We start from the raw sequence: 16,092 nt of genomic DNA on the forward strand, positions 1-16,092 counted from the left end.
TACTAAATGATAAAAACTTGCTAAGTTACACGCTATTCGAAAATAAGCAGTCCGTCCAGTGGGTAACATTCATTCATGGAGCTGGCGGAAGTTCGGCCATATGGTATAAACAAATTCGAGATTTTCAAAAGGAATTTAATGTTTTATTAATTGACTTACGCGGACATGGAAATTCAAAAACGAATGCCAAAACAATTGCTAAATTTACCTATACCTTTCCAGAGCTAGCAAATGACATATTACCCGTCCTAGATAGCCTTAAAATCAAAAAATCTCATTTTGTAGGGATTTCATTGGGTACTATATTAATAAGACAACTGGCAGAAATGTATCCAGAGAGAATACAAAGTATGGTTTTAGGAGGAGCGATTTTAAAAATGAATTTTCGATCTCAGATTTTGATGAAGATAGGCAATCTCTTTAAGTATGTCCTACCCTATTTACTACTCTATCGCTTATTTGCTTTTATCATAATGCCAAGAAAAAATCATAAAAAATCAAGATTACTTTTTATAAATGAGGCAAAAAAATTGTACCAAAAAGAATTTATAAAATGGTTTAAACTTACGGCAGAAATTAATCCTCTTCTGAAGTATTTTAGACAAATCGAACTTAATATACCTACTCTATATGTGATGGGTGAGGAAGATTATATGTTTTTACCTTATGTCAAAAATGTGGTTGCAGATCATTACAAGACAGCCAAACTACATATAATTCCACAGTCGGGACATGTGGTAAATGTAGAGCATCCCATAATTTTCAATAAGGTTGTTATAACTTACCTGAAAAGTGTAGAATAAAAAAATGCCGCTATTCAAAAAATAGCGGCAATCTTTTAACTAACCAAAACCAAATAATAAATAACCAATTTATTACTCTACAAAGGTGCATCATATACAATGGTTTTGCTGTTAATAATAAGTTAGTTTTCTGTTGTTGAATAGTTAATTGTTTTAACTTAAATTTTAATTCAAGTACTAATCGATGACATTCACAACTTACATAAAATATTGTATTCAATAAATATATATAGATTAATAAGAGAAGAGATAATGAAAATTATTATGTTAAAATTAAAAAATGCCGCTACTCAAAAGAATAGCGGCATTTTTTTAACTAACCAAAACCAAATAATAAATAACCAATTTATTATGATACAAAGATGCAACATCTTCATTGTTATCTTTGTTAACAATAAGTTATTAGTTTACTTGCAATAGGTTAATATTTTCAACAGATTTAGGTAAACAACTATTTATCAATGTTAAAGCCACAAAAAGTTGATGAATAATTAAGTTACAAAATAATGGCTGTTGCTCTAAAAGAATAGATCCTCCAACAAATATATAATATACTCGCTGGAGGATTTACTTCTATCTAGAAATTATTCTTCAATTATTTTCGAATAAATGCTATATGATTTAGTTTTTAATAGAAAACAACAGTTTTATTTCCGTAAACCATCATTTTTCTTTCGGTGTGTAATTTAATAGCTCTCGCTAAAACAATACGTTCTAAGTCTTTTCCTTTCATGATAAAATCCTCCACCGATTCAACATGCGAAACGCGACTGATATCTTGGCCAATAATCGGACCCTCGTCTAATTCCTCAGTAACATAATGACTTGTTGCTCCTATTATCTTAACTCCTCGCTTGAAAGCTGAATGATAAGGCTTAGCTCCAGGAAAAGCAGGTAGAAATGAATGATGAATATTGATTATTTTATTTTCATATAATGCAATCAACTTTGGCGTAATGATTTGCATGTAGCGTGCCAAAACAATAAAATTAATACCGTGCTCTTTCAGTAATTCGATCTGTCTTTTTTCCCCTTCCTCTTTGTTATCCTTTGAGAAAGGAACATGAAAGAATGGAATATTAAATTGTTCTGCTATTGGTCTTAAATCCTCATGATTACTTATAATCAAAGGGATTTCAATATTTAACTCGCCAGAACTATAGCGTCCCAAAATATCAAACAAACAGTGCGTATATTTAGATACAAATATGGCCATTCTTGGTTTCATACCTTGGTTATGAAACTCCCATGACATACCAAAATCCTTAGCAATACTAGCGCTAAAATCTTCTTTAACAGATGCTACAGTATGTTTAGGATTTGTTAGTTCACATTCTAACCTCATAAAGAATACCTTTTGCTCCATAACCACGTGCTGGTCTAGGTATAAAATATTTCCTTCTACTTTAAGAATAAAATTGGTCACAGCTGCAACAATCCCTTTTTGATCATTACAGTGAATAAGTAAGGTGAAATTTTCCATTAACTATCAGAAATTGTTTTTTTATTTATTATCTTGAATAGCAAATACACTTTTTAACAATGTAGATGTTCTTGCGTTTATATTGGTTCTGATATCTTTTTCCTCAACAGCAATCATTTTAAAAACACCACTCATCGCTTGACTTGTAACGTAATCATTCAAATCTGGATTAACCTTACTCACTAGCGGTAAACTATTATACTTTGTAATTATGTTAGACCACACCTTGTCTGCTCCTACTTTACTGAATGAATTTTTAACAACAGGATTAAATTTTGCATATAAATCTGTTGAAGTTGTGGATTGTAAGTAGGCTGTTGCCGAATTATCATTTCCTAAAAGAATACCACGTGCATCATTAAAAGACATATTGGTAACCGCATTGACAAATATAGGAGTCGCTTCTTTTACAGCGTCTTCTGCAGCACGGTTGATTGCTTTTAATCCTTCATCAGCAAGAGAACTTAATCCAATTTTACGTAAGCTCGAATCTACTTTCTGTAATTCTGCTGGTAAAAGAATCTTAACAGCTTCGTTTCTGTAAAATCCATCAGTGGCTGTAAGTTTTGTTACTTGCTCAGTAATTCCTTTATTCAATGCTTCTTTTAAACCGCCAGCAATATCAACAGTACCTGTAGTTGTCTGTGGTAACTGACTTGCAATTTGTTGCAACTGTGCGCAGCTAGAAAAAGAGATAAATATTATAAATAAAAGAACATTTTTCATTGAGATGAATTTTACCATGATTTGTTAGTTTTAGAATCTTGCCAAAAATACTATTTTATTCGAAAACATCCCCTCTTAAACATTATTGTTTCCTCTTATAAGCTAGAATCTATCTGAATTTTAGCAGCGAATAAAAACTTTGGCACAATAAATGAATAATACTAATCAAATAACTATAAAAAATAAAGTCATGAAAAAAATAATTTTACTTTTTTCCCTATTTGGGATATTAGCATTACAGAGCTGTACTGTACAAGACGATTTTAGCAACGATTCAGATACTATAAGTGAAGTATTTGAAGTTCAGAGAACATTTAATACATCAAACAACTTCGGAACTATTATCGAATTAAATCCCTCCATATTTAATTCAGATGTAGTGCTAGTTTACAGACTTAGCGATGTATTTGAAGGTCAAGACGTTTGGAAATTAGTGCCCGAAAGTTTTTACTTTGAAAATGGCACATTAGATTTTGGATATCGATTTGATTTTACGAGAAATGACATCAACGTGTATATGGTTGGAAACAATTTACAAAATGTCGCAAATGAGTTTAGAGTCAATCAAGTATTAAGAATTGTAATTATTCCCGGAAGTTTTTCAGGAACAGTTGATACAAGTAATTATAACGAAGTAATATCAGCCTTGAAAGTTCAAGACAAAGACATTCAAAAACTTGAATTGTAAAATTCAATATAAGAGTAGAAAGAGAGCCCCATGGCTCTCTTTTTTTTTTGACCAATTTCTGCATGAAATTTTAAGCTGCATATAATAACACAATAATACCATTGTTTTATAGGGGTCAAAACAAACCATATAGTTATTTGTAAATAAATACTTAATAAGCTTTTTTTTACATCCTACTTTATTATTTTTACTACATTCGAATAGTTAAAATTATGTAGAAAAAATTTCCTAGAAACTACAAATTCTAATTATTAATATTTAAATATAAGAGTGGATGAAAAACATTAAAATTATCGCTTATTGTTTGATCTTTGTTTCCTTTACAAATAAAATTGTAGCACAATCTCTGGAACTTTATCCACAAGTTTGGTTTAACGAGCAAGACGCAAAAGATAAATTGGCTATTGGAACAGCAACCATAAGTGGAACAGCATTTACGAGAGAAGTAAGTCGGATACAAGGACAAAGTCAAAAGCACAAAGCGAAAGCAAACACTAAAGTACTCTTGTTCCCGATGACTGAATACATAGATGAGGCTACCAAGTTACAGAAGATTGTAGCAGAACAAGGTGGGCGCGTTGTAATGAGCGAAAAAGCCTTTAGTTACCGATTAGAAACCATAACAGATGCAAACGGTAATTTTGTATTTCACAAAATGAAACCTGGCACTTATTATTTACAGTGCAATGTTGAGTTTGTAGGCCACGATGTAGCGCAAAAACAAGTAGGTAGAACAGATTACTATAATGGATACGGATACAGCGGATCATCTGCAATTTACCAAGCATATAATTACTCCTATGATGCAAATCATTTACTTACAAAGTTTGTTGAAGTGAAAAAAGAAGGGGAGTTAATTGATGCAGATTTAAAACCAAATCTTTGGTTCAAAAATTACAAAATAATAGGAGCAACATTTAGCTCAGGTGATAAATGTGGCAGACTCGACGGAAATCCGTTTGGAAAGTGCACAGAATATTACGAGAATGGACAAGCTCGTATCGTTGCTAAGTGGAAAAAAGGAGCGCAAGAAGGTGAAACAATCGAATATTATCCTAACGGTGCTGTACAAGTAAAGTCAAACTGGAAAAACGGACAGAAAAATGGAACTGCTAGTTTTTACAGTAAAGACAACTCGGTCATTAAAACTGAAATTTATAAGAATGATATCCTTGTTAGCACAAAAAACAAATAATATTTAATTTATTTGAGTTTTCACAAATCACTACCTCAATCGAACTACAAATAAATTAATCGTTTTTTTCCCCTTTATTCATTCGCAAGGAAACAACAATACCAAGAATAAGCGATAGAGCGATAAATGCTAGAGAACCCCATTCAGGAATTTCTACGAAATCGTGAATAAGCATTTTGATTCCCACAAAACTCAAAATTGCTATTAAACTATATTCTAAATAACTGAATCTTTCCAGCATATTAGCCAAAAAGAAATACATCGATCGCAATCCCAGTATAGCAAATATATTAGAACTGAAAACCAAAAACGGATCTGATGTAATCGCTAAAATGGCAGGCACACTATCTAATGCAAAAATAACATCCATTACTTCGATAACAATTAACGCTACAAATAATGGCGTAGCCGCTCTAATATGCTTCTTTTTAACGAAAAAATGTTCTCCATTAATTTCTGTAGTGATTGGAGTTATTTTTCGGAGATAACGGTAAACAAATGATTTCTTTGGATTAAACTGTTCATCATCCTTTGAGAAGAGCATTTTCATTGCAGTATAAACTAAGAAAGCTCCAAATATATAGGTAGTCCAAGCAAATTTATTGATAATATAAACTCCAAAATAGATCATGGCACCTCGAAAAACGATTGCACCAATGATTCCCCAGAACAAAACTCTATGCTGGTATTTTTTCGGAATTTTAAAGGCTGCAAATATGATCGCTATAACAAAAATATTATCAACACTAAGAGATAGTTCGATAAGATATCCTGTGATGTACTTTACAGCAGCCGCGGTAGGTTTTAAATTATCCGGATTGGTAACCAAACCACTACCGTATAACCAATAGATCACACCCGAAAAAACGAACGACAAAGCAACCCAAATTGCAGTCCATTTTCCGGCTTCCTTAGAGCTAATTTCGTGAGGATTTTTATTAAAAATTCCAAGATCCAAGGCCAAGAATAATAATATTGCGCTTAAAAAACAGATCCAAACTATCATAATTATGGGTTTTATTAATCTTCAAAGATACTTTTTTTAAAAGAATATTTTTAGCTCAAAAATTGTTAAAATGTAACTAAATTAACTCAAAAAAAAAAGTGCCTTCAAAATATTTGAAGGCACTTTTTATATTTAGAAAGAAATATTACAACGCAGAGTTAACTGTTTGGATAATTCTTGCAGCAATTTTGTATGGGTCACCGTTAGATGCTGGTCTTCTATCTTCCAACCAACCTTTCCATCCTTTTTGTACAACCATCAAAGGAATACGGATAGAACATCCTCTATCAGAAATTCCGAAAGAGAAATCGTGGATAGATGCAGTTTCATGCTTACCAGTTAAACGCTCTTCGTTATGTGCTCCATAAACAGCGATATGCTCTTTAGTTACAGGACGGAAAGCTTCACAGATTTTCTCGAAAGTTTCTCTAGAACCACATGTTCTCAAAACTTCGTTAGAGAAGTTAGCGTGCATACCAGAACCATTCCAGTCAGTATCACCAAGTGGTTTAGGGTGGTATTCAATATAATAACCATATTTCTCAGTCAAACGATCTAATAAATATCTAGATACCCAGATTTCATCACCCGCTTTTTTAGCTCCTTTTGCAAACAATTGGTATTCCCATTGTCCAGCAGCAACCTCTTGATTGATACCTTCAAAGTTAAGACCTGCATCGATACATAAATCAGCATGCTCTTCAACCAAACGTCTACCGTGAGTGTTTTTTCCACCAACTGAACAGTAGTACATTCCTTGTGGAGCTGGGTAACCACCGATAGGGAATCCTAATGGCAATAATGTTTTAGTATCCATGATGAAATATTCTTGTTCGAAACCAAACCAGAAATCATCATTATCATCATTAATTGTAGATCTTCCGTTAGATGCATGTGGCGTACCATCAGCATTCATAACCTCACACATTACTAGGTAACCGTTGATTCTTTGTGGATCTACATAAATAGCAACTGGTACTAAAAGGCAATCAGATGAACCTCCTTCAGCTTGTCTAGTAGATGAACCGTCAAAAGACCAGTTACCTATTTCTTCTAGAGTCCCTTGAAAGTTTTCGTGTTCTTCAACTTTAGTTTTACTTCTTAGATTTTGAGTTGGTACGTAACCATCTAACCAAAGGTATTCTAATTTTATTTTAGCCATAATGTTGTATATTTTTTATGATTTTTAAACAGTGCAAATATAAAGATTTTTTTTAAGTGGGAGAAATTAGGGGGTGTAAATTGCTCTAACGATACTTATTTTTCTGATTCTGTCAATTTTCATAGCTGATAATTTAGATATATTCATTCTGAGGGGGGATAACCGATAATATTGTAAAATGCCCTAGAGAGACATCTTCATTCTTTTCATTACCATAATTTGTTTTATTATATTTGTCCAAATTATATAATTCATCTTGAAATAAGTAAATTTTATGTCAACAATTCGTTTTCAGGCTTTAAGAGAAGCTTCTGCAAGAAAGCCGATTCACTTTGAAGAATCTGGTAGAAAGTCAGCCATTTTTGGTGCAAATGTTTTTAACCAACAAGCAATGAAGCAGTATCTTACATCAGATGCTTTCAAAGCGGTTCAAAGTGCCAATTTGAACGGAACTAAAATTGATCGAAAGCTAGCCGATTATATTGCCATGGGAATGAAAGAATGGGCCTTATCCAAAGGAGTTACACATTATACACATTGGTTTCAACCTTTGACAGGAGCAACAGCAGAGAAACACGATGCTTTTTTTGAAACATCATTTGACGGAAGTGATCCTGTTGAAAAATTTGGAGGAGCACAATTGGTACAACAAGAACCAGATGCCTCTAGTTTTCCAAATGGTGGTATCCGTAATACATTTGAAGCACGTGGTTATACTGCCTGGGATCCTACCTCCCCTGCATTTATATTTGGAACTACCTTATGCATACCAACTGTTTTTATATCATATACAGGGGAGGCACTAGATAATAAGATTCCTTTACTGAGAGCGTTATCTGCAATCGACGAAGCAGCAACAGAAGTTTGTAAATATTTCGATAAAAATGTCAAGAAAGTCTCTGCTACTTTAGGATGGGAACAAGAATATTTTTTGATTGACAAAGCACTTGCCGAATCACGACCAGACATTATGATGACTGGTAGAACCTTATTAGGACACACTTCTGCAAAAGGACAGCAATTAGACGATCATTATTTTGGCGCTATCCCAACGCGTGCTCTTATATATATGAGAGATCTAGAGCAAGAGTGCATGTTACTCGGTATACCGGTAAAAACCCGTCATAATGAGGTCGCTCCTAATCAATTTGAATTTGCTCCTATTTTCGAAGAGACTAATTTGGCTGTTGATCATAATTGCTTGTTGATGGATATTATGCAAAAAGTAGCCGAAAGACATCACCTTAAAGTACTGCTTCACGAAAAGCCATTTAAAGGAGTTAATGGTTCAGGTAAACATAATAACTGGTCGCTAGCAACAGATACAGGAATCAATTTATTGAGTCCTAGTAAAACACCAATGACTAATTTACAGTTTTTAACTTTCTTTATAAACACGATAAAAGCAGTAAATGATTATGAATCCTTGTTACGCTCTTCTATTGCAACTGCGGGTAATGATCATAGATTAGGAGCCAATGAGGCACCACCAGCGATCATATCTGTTTTTATTGGTCAGCAATTGACAAAAGTTTTGGACGAACTGAAGGAAGTAACGAAAGGGAAATTATCTCCAGAAGAGAAAACCGACTTGAAACTAAACGTAGTAGGAAAAATTCCAGAAGTCATTCTTGACAATACCGACAGAAACAGAACCTCACCATTTGCCTTTACCGGAAATAAATTTGAATTCCGTGCTGTTGGATCTTCGGCAAACTGTTCGAATGCGATGACCACTCTGAATACCATTGTTGCAAAACAACTGAAAGACTTTAAAATTGAGGTAGATGCATTGATCGATGCAAAAGCCATGAAAAAAGATGATGCTATTTTTAACGTCTTGAGGGAATATATTAAAAAGTTAAAGAAAATTCTTTTTGAAGGTGATGGTTACAGCCAAGCTTGGGAAGAGGAAGCTGCAAAAAGAGGTTTGAGCAATTTTAAAACTACTCCTGAAGCGTTAAAGGTTAAAATTGCAAAGCAAACACTTGAATTATTTTCAGAAATGGGAATCATGAATCAAGTAGAACTAGAAGCTCGATACGAAATTGAATTAGAAGATTATATTAAGAAAATTCAAATCGAAAGTCGTGTTTTGGGTGATATTGCTACCAATCATGTTACACCAACTGCCATTAGATATCAAAATACATTGATCGAAAATGTTAAAGGACTTAAGGACATTTTTGGAACTGAATTTGAAGATATTGCTAAAGAGCAAATTCGATTAATTAGAAATATTTCAAAACATATAGAAGGGATCAACTCAAAAGTTTTTGAGATGACCAACGAAAGGAAAAAAGCGAACGCAATGATAGACGCACAAGAAAAAGCCGAATCCTATTGCAACAATGTGAAACCTTACTTCGAAATCATCCGAGAACATTGCGATAAGTTAGAACTCTTGGTAGATAATGAGTTGTGGACCCTAACAAAATATAGAGAATTGTTATTAACAAAATAGATATTTTAAAGTTACATTAAAATTTAAATTATTATGGCAAATAGAAGTACTGCTTCTATTTGCCATTTTTTTTTATTTAAATAATAAATATTGTAATACTTTGGAAATACCTGAGCGTTTTACAAACAAAATAGGGACTGAATAAATCTTAATTTATTCAGTCCCTTTTATTATAAACTTAAATTTTAAATTGATGAATCAATTTTATTTTAAATGCAAAGTCTCTGTTGTACTATTACGAATTTGTTCTAATAATTCAGGATTTTTATTTAATTCCTGACCGTATGATGGAATCATTGTTTTAAACTTTGTTTGCCATTCTGATGTTTTTGCTTGGTCCTTAAAACATCTAGTTACTACATCCAACATAATTGATACAGCAGTAGATGCACCTGGAGAAGCTCCTAGTAAAACTGACAAAGTACCATCGGCAGAAGTAATTACTTCGGTTCCGAACTCTAATTTACCACCTTCTTTTTCATCTTTTTTGATTACCTGAACTCTTTGTCCTGCACGTTCAATTACCCAATCCTTTGATTCGGCACCAGGAACGTATTCACGCAAAGCCTCTATCCTATCCTCTGGAGATTGTCTTACTTGCTCAATTAAATATTTTGTCAGCGGAATGTTCTTTAATCCAGCCATTACCATTGGAACAATATTATCCAACTGAATAGATTTAGGCAAATCTGAATACTTCCCATTTTTCAAGAAGCGTGTTGAAAAACCTGCAAAAGGTCCAAACAGTAATTGCTTCTCACCATTGATCATTCTAGAATCAATGTGCGGAACAGACATTGGAGGTGCTCCTACGCTTGCTTTACCATACACTTTTGATCCATGTTTTGCGATAACTTCTGGGTTAATACATTTCAACCATTGACCACTTACAGGGAAACCACCAAAACCTTTTCCTTCAGGAATATCTGCTTTTTCAAGTAAAGGCAAAGATCCACCTCCTGCGCCAATAAAAACAAATTTGGCATATGCTTTACGTTTTTGCCCTGTGCTTAAATCTTTGATTTTAACTCTCCAAACCTTGTTATCTCTTTGTTTCAATCCGATAACATCGTGATTAAAATACATATTTACACCTTCCATTTGTGCAAGATGAGCAAACATACCTCTAGTCAAATCACCAAAATTCACATCAGTACCAATTGCCATTGATGTTGCTGCTACCTTCTCAGTCTCATCTCTACCTGCCATAACAAGAGGCATCCATTTCTTTAGCTCAGTAAAATCATTACTGTAAATCATTTCGCTAAAAATAGGATTAGCTTGTAATGCTTCAAATCGTTTTCTCAGGTATTTTACATTTTCGTCGCCCCAAACAAAACTAATATGCGGAACTCTTTTTATAAAATTTTCAGGATTTGCAATAATATTTTTCTGCACCAAATAAGACCAAAATTGACGAGAAACTTCAAAAGATTCTGCAATACTAATGGCTTTTTTAGGATCAATGCTTCCATCGCTTCCTTCTGGTGTATAATTTAATTCACAAAAAGCAGAGTGACCAGTACCTGCATTGTTCCAAGCATCTGAACTTTCAGCTGCTGCTTGATCTAATCTTTCGTAAATTTCTATAGTAATAGTTGGATCTAATTCTTTTAAAATTAATCCTAAAGTGGCACTCATTATTCCAGCACCTATGAGAACAACATCGCTATTTGAGCGTATGATTTTATCAGACATAACATAAAAATTTTAAAAGTTCAAAGTTACCGTTAATAATCTGTATTTAAAAGATAATACCGTGGATAAATAGTTACATTTATCACAAAGACCCCTTATTTTATTTGGATTCTAAAAAGGCTTTCGAGATAAATAATCCTGTAACATAATTGTAGCCGAAATTTCATCAATCAAACCCTTATCCTGTCTTTGCTTTTTTTTCAATCCGCTATCAATCATAGTTTGAAAAGCCATCTTAGAAGTAAAACGTTCATCGACTCTTACAACTTTCATATCGGGAAAATGATTTGTAAAATGTGTTACAAACCCTTTGATTATCGAAGCACTTTCTGATGGCGTACCATTCATTTGTTTGGGCTCTCCGATAAGCACTAGTTCTACCTTTTCTTTTAGAAAATATTCTTTTAAAAAAGCGATAGCAGTGGCGCTAGGAATTGTTGTCAATCCTGACGCAATTATCTGTAATTCATCCGTAACTGCAATTCCTGTTCGTTTTTGTCCGTAATCGATTGAAAGAATTCTTGCCATAATTGAGATTTTGTCTTGCAAAGATAACTTTGTTTTCTTACTTAATAATTCAAACAGTAATAAAATGATTTCATGACAAAAACTCAGTGATGAAACTAAAAAATTTAATTCTGATTATTTAACAAATTCATTTTTATTATTACCTAGCAAGGCGTAACAAATCAATTTAAAATCTAAAATGAAGAGGTTCTCAAAAAATCGAATTATATTTGTCTCAAAAATTTTTAAACCATGAATGCATTACAAACAATTATAGAACAAGCTTGGGAAAACAGAGCTTTGTTACAAGAAGAAACAACAACAAACGCGATTAGAGAAGTAATTGAATTACTTGATTCTGGAAAATTACGTGTTGCGGAACCAAAAGGTAATACTTCGACTTCGCTCAGTACAGACTCTTGGCAAGTAAACGAATGGGTTAAGAAAGCAGTAGTAATGTATTTCCCTATTCAAAAAATGGAAACTTGGGAAGCTGGAATATTCGAATACCATGATAAAATGGAATTAAAGAAAGACTATGCTGCCAAAGGTGTTCGTGTTGTACCTGGTGCTTCTGCTCGTTATGGATCTTATATTTCAAGCGGCGTAATCATGATGCCAAGTTATGTAAACATTGGTGCTTATGTTGACGCAGGAACAATGGTTGATACTTGGGCAACTGTGGGGAGCTGCGCTCAAATTGGTAAAGATGTTCACTTAAGTGGTGGTGTAGGTATTGGTGGCGTTTTAGAGCCTTTACAAGCTGCACCAGTTATTATCGAAGATGGTGCTTTTATCGGTTCTCGCTGTATCGTAGTCGAAGGAGTTCATGTTGGTAAAGAAGCTGTTCTTGGAGCAAATGTTTGCTTGACTGCATCTACAAAAATTATAGACGTAACAGGAGATACTCCAGTTGAGATGAAAGGTTTTGTACCGGCTCGCTCTGTTGTGATTCCTGGAAGCTATACAAAAAAATTCGCCGCAGGTGAATTTCAAGTACCATGTGCTTTAATTATCGGTACTCGTAAACCTTCTACTGATTTAAAAACATCATTGAACAACGCATTGCGTGAGTACGATGTAGCAGTATAAATCACTTTAATAAAAGATAGCATGAATATTGGCTTTGAAGCAAAAAGAGTTTTTCACAACAAAACGGGTCTAGGTAATTATAGCCGTGATCTCATTCGCATTCTCAGCCAATATTCTTCAAAAAACAGTTATTTTTTATACAATCCAAAATCTTCATCTGCTAATCTGTTTGAACCTAATGAACAGAATGTATTTGAAAAAAAACCAAAAACAGCCTTCTATACTCGTTTTTACAACCTTTGGAGACAAAAAGGGATTATCAACGATCTTTTGGCAGATAGAATAACACTTTTTCATGGTCTATCTGGCGAAATACCAATTGGACTAAAAAAAAATAAAATCACAAGTGTGGTCACTATACACGATTTGATTTTTATGCACTACCCCCACCTCTATTCTTTTTTTGATCGAAAGATTCACTATTTAAAGTTTAAAAAAGCTGCTAAAAATGCAGATAAAATAATAGCTATTAGTGAACAAACTAAAGAAGATATTATACGCTTTCTAAATGTTGATAGCAGCAAAGTAACCGTAATTTATCAAGGTTGCCATGCAGCCTTTAAAACTGAATATACTAACGCTGAAAAAGATTTAGTACTTAAAAAATACAACCTTCCCGAAAATTATATTTTAAACGTAGGTACGATAGAAGAGCGAAAAAATGCATTCACAATTGTAAAAGCAATTAAGAATATAGATACCACATTGATTATCATAGGTAGAGAAACTAAGTATACTACGATCATCAAAAAATATTTAAAAGATAATAACATTGAGAATAAAGTAATTTTTCTAACAGGGTTAACTACCAAAGAACTGGCTATTACTTACCAACTTGCATCCATTTTTATTTACCCTTCTATTTTTGAAGGATTTGGAATTCCGATTATAGAAGCACTTTATTCCAAAACTCCTGTTATCACCAATAAGTTTGGAGTATTTCCTGAAGCAGGAGGTCCTGATAGTATCTATATTGATCCTAACGATGTTGCTGAAATGGAGAAGGAAATTAAATCACTGCTAAACGATACACAGTTACGACATACTATTGCTGACAAAGGGTTTAAATTTGTGCAAAAATTCAACGATCCTTTACTAGCAAAACAAGTAATTGCTACATATGAAAATGTATTGCAAGATTAAGTTATTGTATCTAATCATTAATTCAATCAATAGCATGTCAAGAAAACTTGGCTATTATTAATTCTAAAGAAAAACAAAAAAATGAAGCCAAAAAATATTTGCTTTGTAAATTCAATCATTCCTTGGGGTGGTGGTGAAAAATGGCACTATGAAAATGCGCTTCTATTACAGGAAAACAAGTATAATATTTCGTTTATTACACGACCTGAATCTGTTTTATTTCAAAAATTGCAACCTAACAAGGCAATCCATTTATTCGGAATAAAAATTGCAAAGTGGAGTGTTTTTAATCCATTGAAAATATTTAAGATTTACAGTTTTCTTAAAGAAAATCAGATTGATACTATTCTTCTGAATTTCCCGAACGATTTAAAAATAATGGCCGTAGCAGCAAAATTAGCCAACGTTCCAAATATAATATACCGTAGAGGTAGCGATATTCCAATAAAATATTCATTCACCAATAAGTTGATTTTTCATAATGCGATTACGCATATGATTGCAAATTCTGTAGCTACTTCAAAATCTATCAATGTTAACAGTAAAGGAAGAGACTTATTCCCTAAAGAAAAAATTAAAATTATATACAACCACATTAATTTTAACAAAGATAACAGTTCGGACACTACACTTTATCAAAAAACCGATCCCGAAGAGCTCATTCTCGGGAATGTTGGTCGAATTGACAAACAAAAATACCAAGAATTTTTAGTTTACGTTTCAGAAAAACTTTTACAGCATGGCGTGAAGCATAAAATCATCATTGCTGGAACTGGAAAATTAGAGACGCAGTTAAAAAAACTCATCGCAGATAAAAAATTAGAAAGTCAATTTATTTTCAGCGGTTTTTTAAACGATGTATCGCTTTTGTATAATACTATTGATTTATTTTTATTGCCATCGCTTTGGGAAGGATTTGGATATGTGATTGCAGAAGCTTCAGCACATAAGAAGCCCACTATCGCTTTTAACATTAGTAGTATGCCTGAGCTGATAGATGATGGAAAGACTGGATTCATTGTTCCGTTAAATGATTTAAACCTATTTTGCGAGAAAATTATCTATTTCTATAAAAATAGATCAGAGTTAAAAACCTTTGGCGAAAGTGCCTATCAATTTTCGAAAGATAGATTTTCGAAAGAAGTAATTGTAAACGATTTTTTAAACTATATTCAAAATTTATAATATCACATAATCATAGCATATAAAAGAAAGCGACCATTACTCTACGATATAATAGGTCGATTTTTTTTTTTACTTTGTTCTAAAACCGTTCGCCTCGTTTATTTTTAAGCATTTGGTCATTGTATATAAAGAAGAATAATACGACCAGTAGAAACCTTCTTTACCATTTAAAATATTACGATCAATTAAATATTTTTTAAAGAAATCGAAATTAGTTTTTAAAAGAATCATGCCAAAAGAATAGCTTTTCTTACCCGCTTTGGACGTAGCATGCAGACTCGTATATTTATTAAATTTATAAAAATAATCTTCTATAGACTTATAACTAAAGTGAACGAAGTTGCTTTTTAATTTTTCTTTTTTACCAGAAACAATAACACTCTCGTGCACAACATTAGCATTAAAGTTACCTCTAGACTTATCGAATAACCTTAAAAAATAACGATTACTTTCGTTTCCGTATTTAAATTTTCGATCAAGAAAAACATGCTGCCTTTTGATAAAATAGGCCGCAACATCTGCATTTTGCTTTGACAAAGTTTGGGGAATTTCCTTTATAAGTTCGGAACTTAAAATTTCATCCGCATCAAGAGATAGAATCCAGTTGTTTCTTGCTTTTGCAACAGCAAATTGTTTTTGAGAACCGTAGCCTTCAAATTTATTATAATATACTTGAGCACCATACTTTTCGCATAAGGCTACAGTATTATCAGTGCTGCCAGAATCTACAACAATAATTTCGTCTGCAAAAGCCAATTTATTAAGACAGTTTTCAATTATTGACTCCTCATTAAGGGTGATTAACACTACCGATACCTTTTGCTCCATGACAATATTTTCTTTATTACTTAATTACTAATACTTATAAATTTATCCCCCTACTCCCGTCTCGACATTGGTACGATAACGATTCGGCTTTATGATTTGATAATTTTGAATA

At 32.9% G+C, this 16,092-nt stretch carries 14 protein-coding genes; 7 read left to right on the plus strand and 7 right to left on the minus strand.

From position 1 onward, the window contains the following. Positions 1 to 17 precede the first annotated feature (17 nt). The gene (locus LXH21_RS01205) at positions 18 to 803 is read left to right on the plus strand and encodes an alpha/beta fold hydrolase (protein WP_239862005.1); all 786 of its coding nucleotides are present in this window, start codon (positions 18 to 20) and stop codon (positions 801 to 803) included. A 628-nt stretch (positions 804 to 1,431) separates the two neighbouring features. On the opposite strand, the gene purU is transcribed toward LXH21_RS01205, so the two are convergent. Both purU and LXH21_RS01215 read right to left on the minus strand, forming a co-directional pair. Continuing rightward, positions 1,432 to 2,286, minus strand: a complete 855-nt coding sequence (gene purU / locus LXH21_RS01210; RefSeq protein WP_239862006.1) for a formyltetrahydrofolate deformylase — start codon at positions 2,284 to 2,286, stop codon at positions 1,432 to 1,434. Between the two features lie 21 nt (positions 2,287 to 2,307). Further along, positions 2,308 to 3,012 carry a DUF4197 domain-containing protein gene (locus tag LXH21_RS01215; RefSeq protein WP_239862008.1) on the minus strand — a complete coding sequence of 235 codons (705 nt, stop codon included), beginning with the start codon at positions 3,010 to 3,012 and terminating at the stop codon, positions 2,308 to 2,310. Positions 3,013 to 3,202: 190 nt separating this feature from the next. On the opposite strand from LXH21_RS01215, the gene LXH21_RS01220 reads away from it, so the two are divergent. Next, the gene (locus LXH21_RS01220; RefSeq protein WP_239862009.1) at positions 3,203 to 3,700 is read left to right on the plus strand and encodes a hypothetical protein; all 498 of its coding nucleotides are present in this window, start codon (positions 3,203 to 3,205) and stop codon (positions 3,698 to 3,700) included. Positions 3,701 to 3,974: 274 nt separating this feature from the next. Then, positions 3,975 to 4,895 (plus strand): hypothetical protein, encoded by a 921-nt coding sequence (locus LXH21_RS01225; protein ID WP_239862011.1) that lies wholly within the window; start codon positions 3,975 to 3,977, stop codon positions 4,893 to 4,895. Positions 4,896 to 4,950: 55 nt separating this feature from the next. Here the strand turns inward: LXH21_RS01225 and LXH21_RS01230 are convergent, their stop codons facing one another. Together LXH21_RS01230 and LXH21_RS01235 are read right to left on the minus strand one after the other, a co-directional pair. Beyond that, complete coding sequence (locus LXH21_RS01230) at positions 4,951 to 5,901, minus strand: TerC family protein (RefSeq protein WP_239862013.1); 951 nt, start codon at positions 5,899 to 5,901, stop codon at positions 4,951 to 4,953. Between the two features lie 145 nt (positions 5,902 to 6,046). Then, positions 6,047 to 7,063, minus strand: a complete 1,017-nt coding sequence (locus LXH21_RS01235) for a glutamine synthetase beta-grasp domain-containing protein (RefSeq protein WP_239862015.1) — start codon at positions 7,061 to 7,063, stop codon at positions 6,047 to 6,049. Between the two features lie 274 nt (positions 7,064 to 7,337). Between LXH21_RS01235 and LXH21_RS01240 the strand changes: the two genes are divergently transcribed. Then, positions 7,338 to 9,527 carry a glutamine synthetase III family protein gene (locus LXH21_RS01240; protein WP_239862017.1) on the plus strand — a complete coding sequence of 730 codons (2,190 nt, stop codon included), beginning with the start codon at positions 7,338 to 7,340 and terminating at the stop codon, positions 9,525 to 9,527. 204 nt (positions 9,528 to 9,731) lie between these two features. On the opposite strand, the gene LXH21_RS01245 is transcribed toward LXH21_RS01240, so the two are convergent. Beyond that, the gene (locus tag LXH21_RS01245; protein WP_239862019.1) at positions 9,732 to 11,225 is read right to left on the minus strand and encodes a malate:quinone oxidoreductase; all 1,494 of its coding nucleotides are present in this window, start codon (positions 11,223 to 11,225) and stop codon (positions 9,732 to 9,734) included. 111 nt (positions 11,226 to 11,336) lie between these two features. Further along, on the minus strand, positions 11,337 to 11,753 hold the full coding sequence (ruvX, locus tag LXH21_RS01250; protein WP_239862021.1) for a Holliday junction resolvase RuvX: 417 nt from the start codon (positions 11,751 to 11,753) through the stop codon (positions 11,337 to 11,339). Positions 11,754 to 11,984: 231 nt separating this feature from the next. Here ruvX and LXH21_RS01255 point away from each other — a divergent pair, with 231 nt between their 5' ends. The 3 genes from LXH21_RS01255 (at position 11,985) to LXH21_RS01265 (ending at position 15,152) form a co-directional block, all read left to right on the plus strand. After that, entirely contained in the window at positions 11,985 to 12,824 is an 840-nt protein-coding gene (locus LXH21_RS01255; protein WP_239862023.1) for a 2,3,4,5-tetrahydropyridine-2,6-dicarboxylate N-succinyltransferase, read from the plus strand. A 21-nt stretch (positions 12,825 to 12,845) separates the two neighbouring features. Continuing rightward, positions 12,846 to 13,967: a glycosyltransferase family 4 protein gene (locus LXH21_RS01260; RefSeq protein ID WP_239862025.1), complete on the plus strand. Its 1,122-nt coding sequence runs from the start codon at positions 12,846 to 12,848 to the stop codon at positions 13,965 to 13,967. A gap of 81 nt (positions 13,968 to 14,048) precedes the next feature. Beyond that, a complete protein-coding gene (locus LXH21_RS01265) occupies positions 14,049 to 15,152 on the plus strand; it encodes a glycosyltransferase (RefSeq protein WP_239862027.1) in 1,104 nt (367 codons plus the stop codon). A 69-nt stretch (positions 15,153 to 15,221) separates the two neighbouring features. Here the strand turns inward: LXH21_RS01265 and LXH21_RS01270 are convergent, their stop codons facing one another. Then, positions 15,222 to 15,980 carry a glycosyltransferase family 2 protein gene (locus LXH21_RS01270; RefSeq protein ID WP_239862029.1) on the minus strand — a complete coding sequence of 253 codons (759 nt, stop codon included), beginning with the start codon at positions 15,978 to 15,980 and terminating at the stop codon, positions 15,222 to 15,224. Positions 15,981 to 16,092: the final 112 nt, after the last annotated feature.

It is taken from the genome of Flavobacterium algicola, from assembly GCF_022399565.1.
Classification (GTDB): domain Bacteria; phylum Bacteroidota; class Bacteroidia; order Flavobacteriales; family Flavobacteriaceae; genus Flavobacterium; species Flavobacterium algicola.

Bases quoted from the DNA above. Each gene is read 5' to 3' on its own strand.
- purU (WP_239862006.1), bottom strand. From the start codon at position 2,286: ATGGAAAATTTCACCTTACTTATTCACTGTAATGATCAAAAAGGGATT.
- LXH21_RS01215 (WP_239862008.1), bottom strand. From the start codon at position 3,012: ATGAAAAATGTTCTTTTATTTATAATATTTATCTCTTTTTCTAGCTGC.
- LXH21_RS01220 (WP_239862009.1), top strand. From the start codon at position 3,203: ATGAAAAAAATAATTTTACTTTTTTCCCTATTTGGGATATTAGCATTA.
- LXH21_RS01225 (WP_239862011.1), top strand. From the start codon at position 3,975: ATGAAAAACATTAAAATTATCGCTTATTGTTTGATCTTTGTTTCCTTT.
- LXH21_RS01230 (WP_239862013.1), bottom strand. From the start codon at position 5,901: ATGATAGTTTGGATCTGTTTTTTAAGCGCAATATTATTATTCTTGGCC.
- LXH21_RS01235 (WP_239862015.1), bottom strand. From the start codon at position 7,063: ATGGCTAAAATAAAATTAGAATACCTTTGGTTAGATGGTTACGTACCA.
- LXH21_RS01240 (WP_239862017.1), top strand. From the start codon at position 7,338: ATGTCAACAATTCGTTTTCAGGCTTTAAGAGAAGCTTCTGCAAGAAAG.
- LXH21_RS01245 (WP_239862019.1), bottom strand. From the start codon at position 11,225: ATGTCTGATAAAATCATACGCTCAAATAGCGATGTTGTTCTCATAGGT.
- ruvX (WP_239862021.1), bottom strand. From the start codon at position 11,753: ATGGCAAGAATTCTTTCAATCGATTACGGACAAAAACGAACAGGAATT.
- LXH21_RS01255 (WP_239862023.1), top strand. From the start codon at position 11,985: ATGAATGCATTACAAACAATTATAGAACAAGCTTGGGAAAACAGAGCT.
- LXH21_RS01260 (WP_239862025.1), top strand. From the start codon at position 12,846: ATGAATATTGGCTTTGAAGCAAAAAGAGTTTTTCACAACAAAACGGGT.
- LXH21_RS01265 (WP_239862027.1), top strand. From the start codon at position 14,049: ATGAAGCCAAAAAATATTTGCTTTGTAAATTCAATCATTCCTTGGGGT.
- LXH21_RS01270 (WP_239862029.1), bottom strand. From the start codon at position 15,980: ATGGAGCAAAAGGTATCGGTAGTGTTAATCACCCTTAATGAGGAGTCA.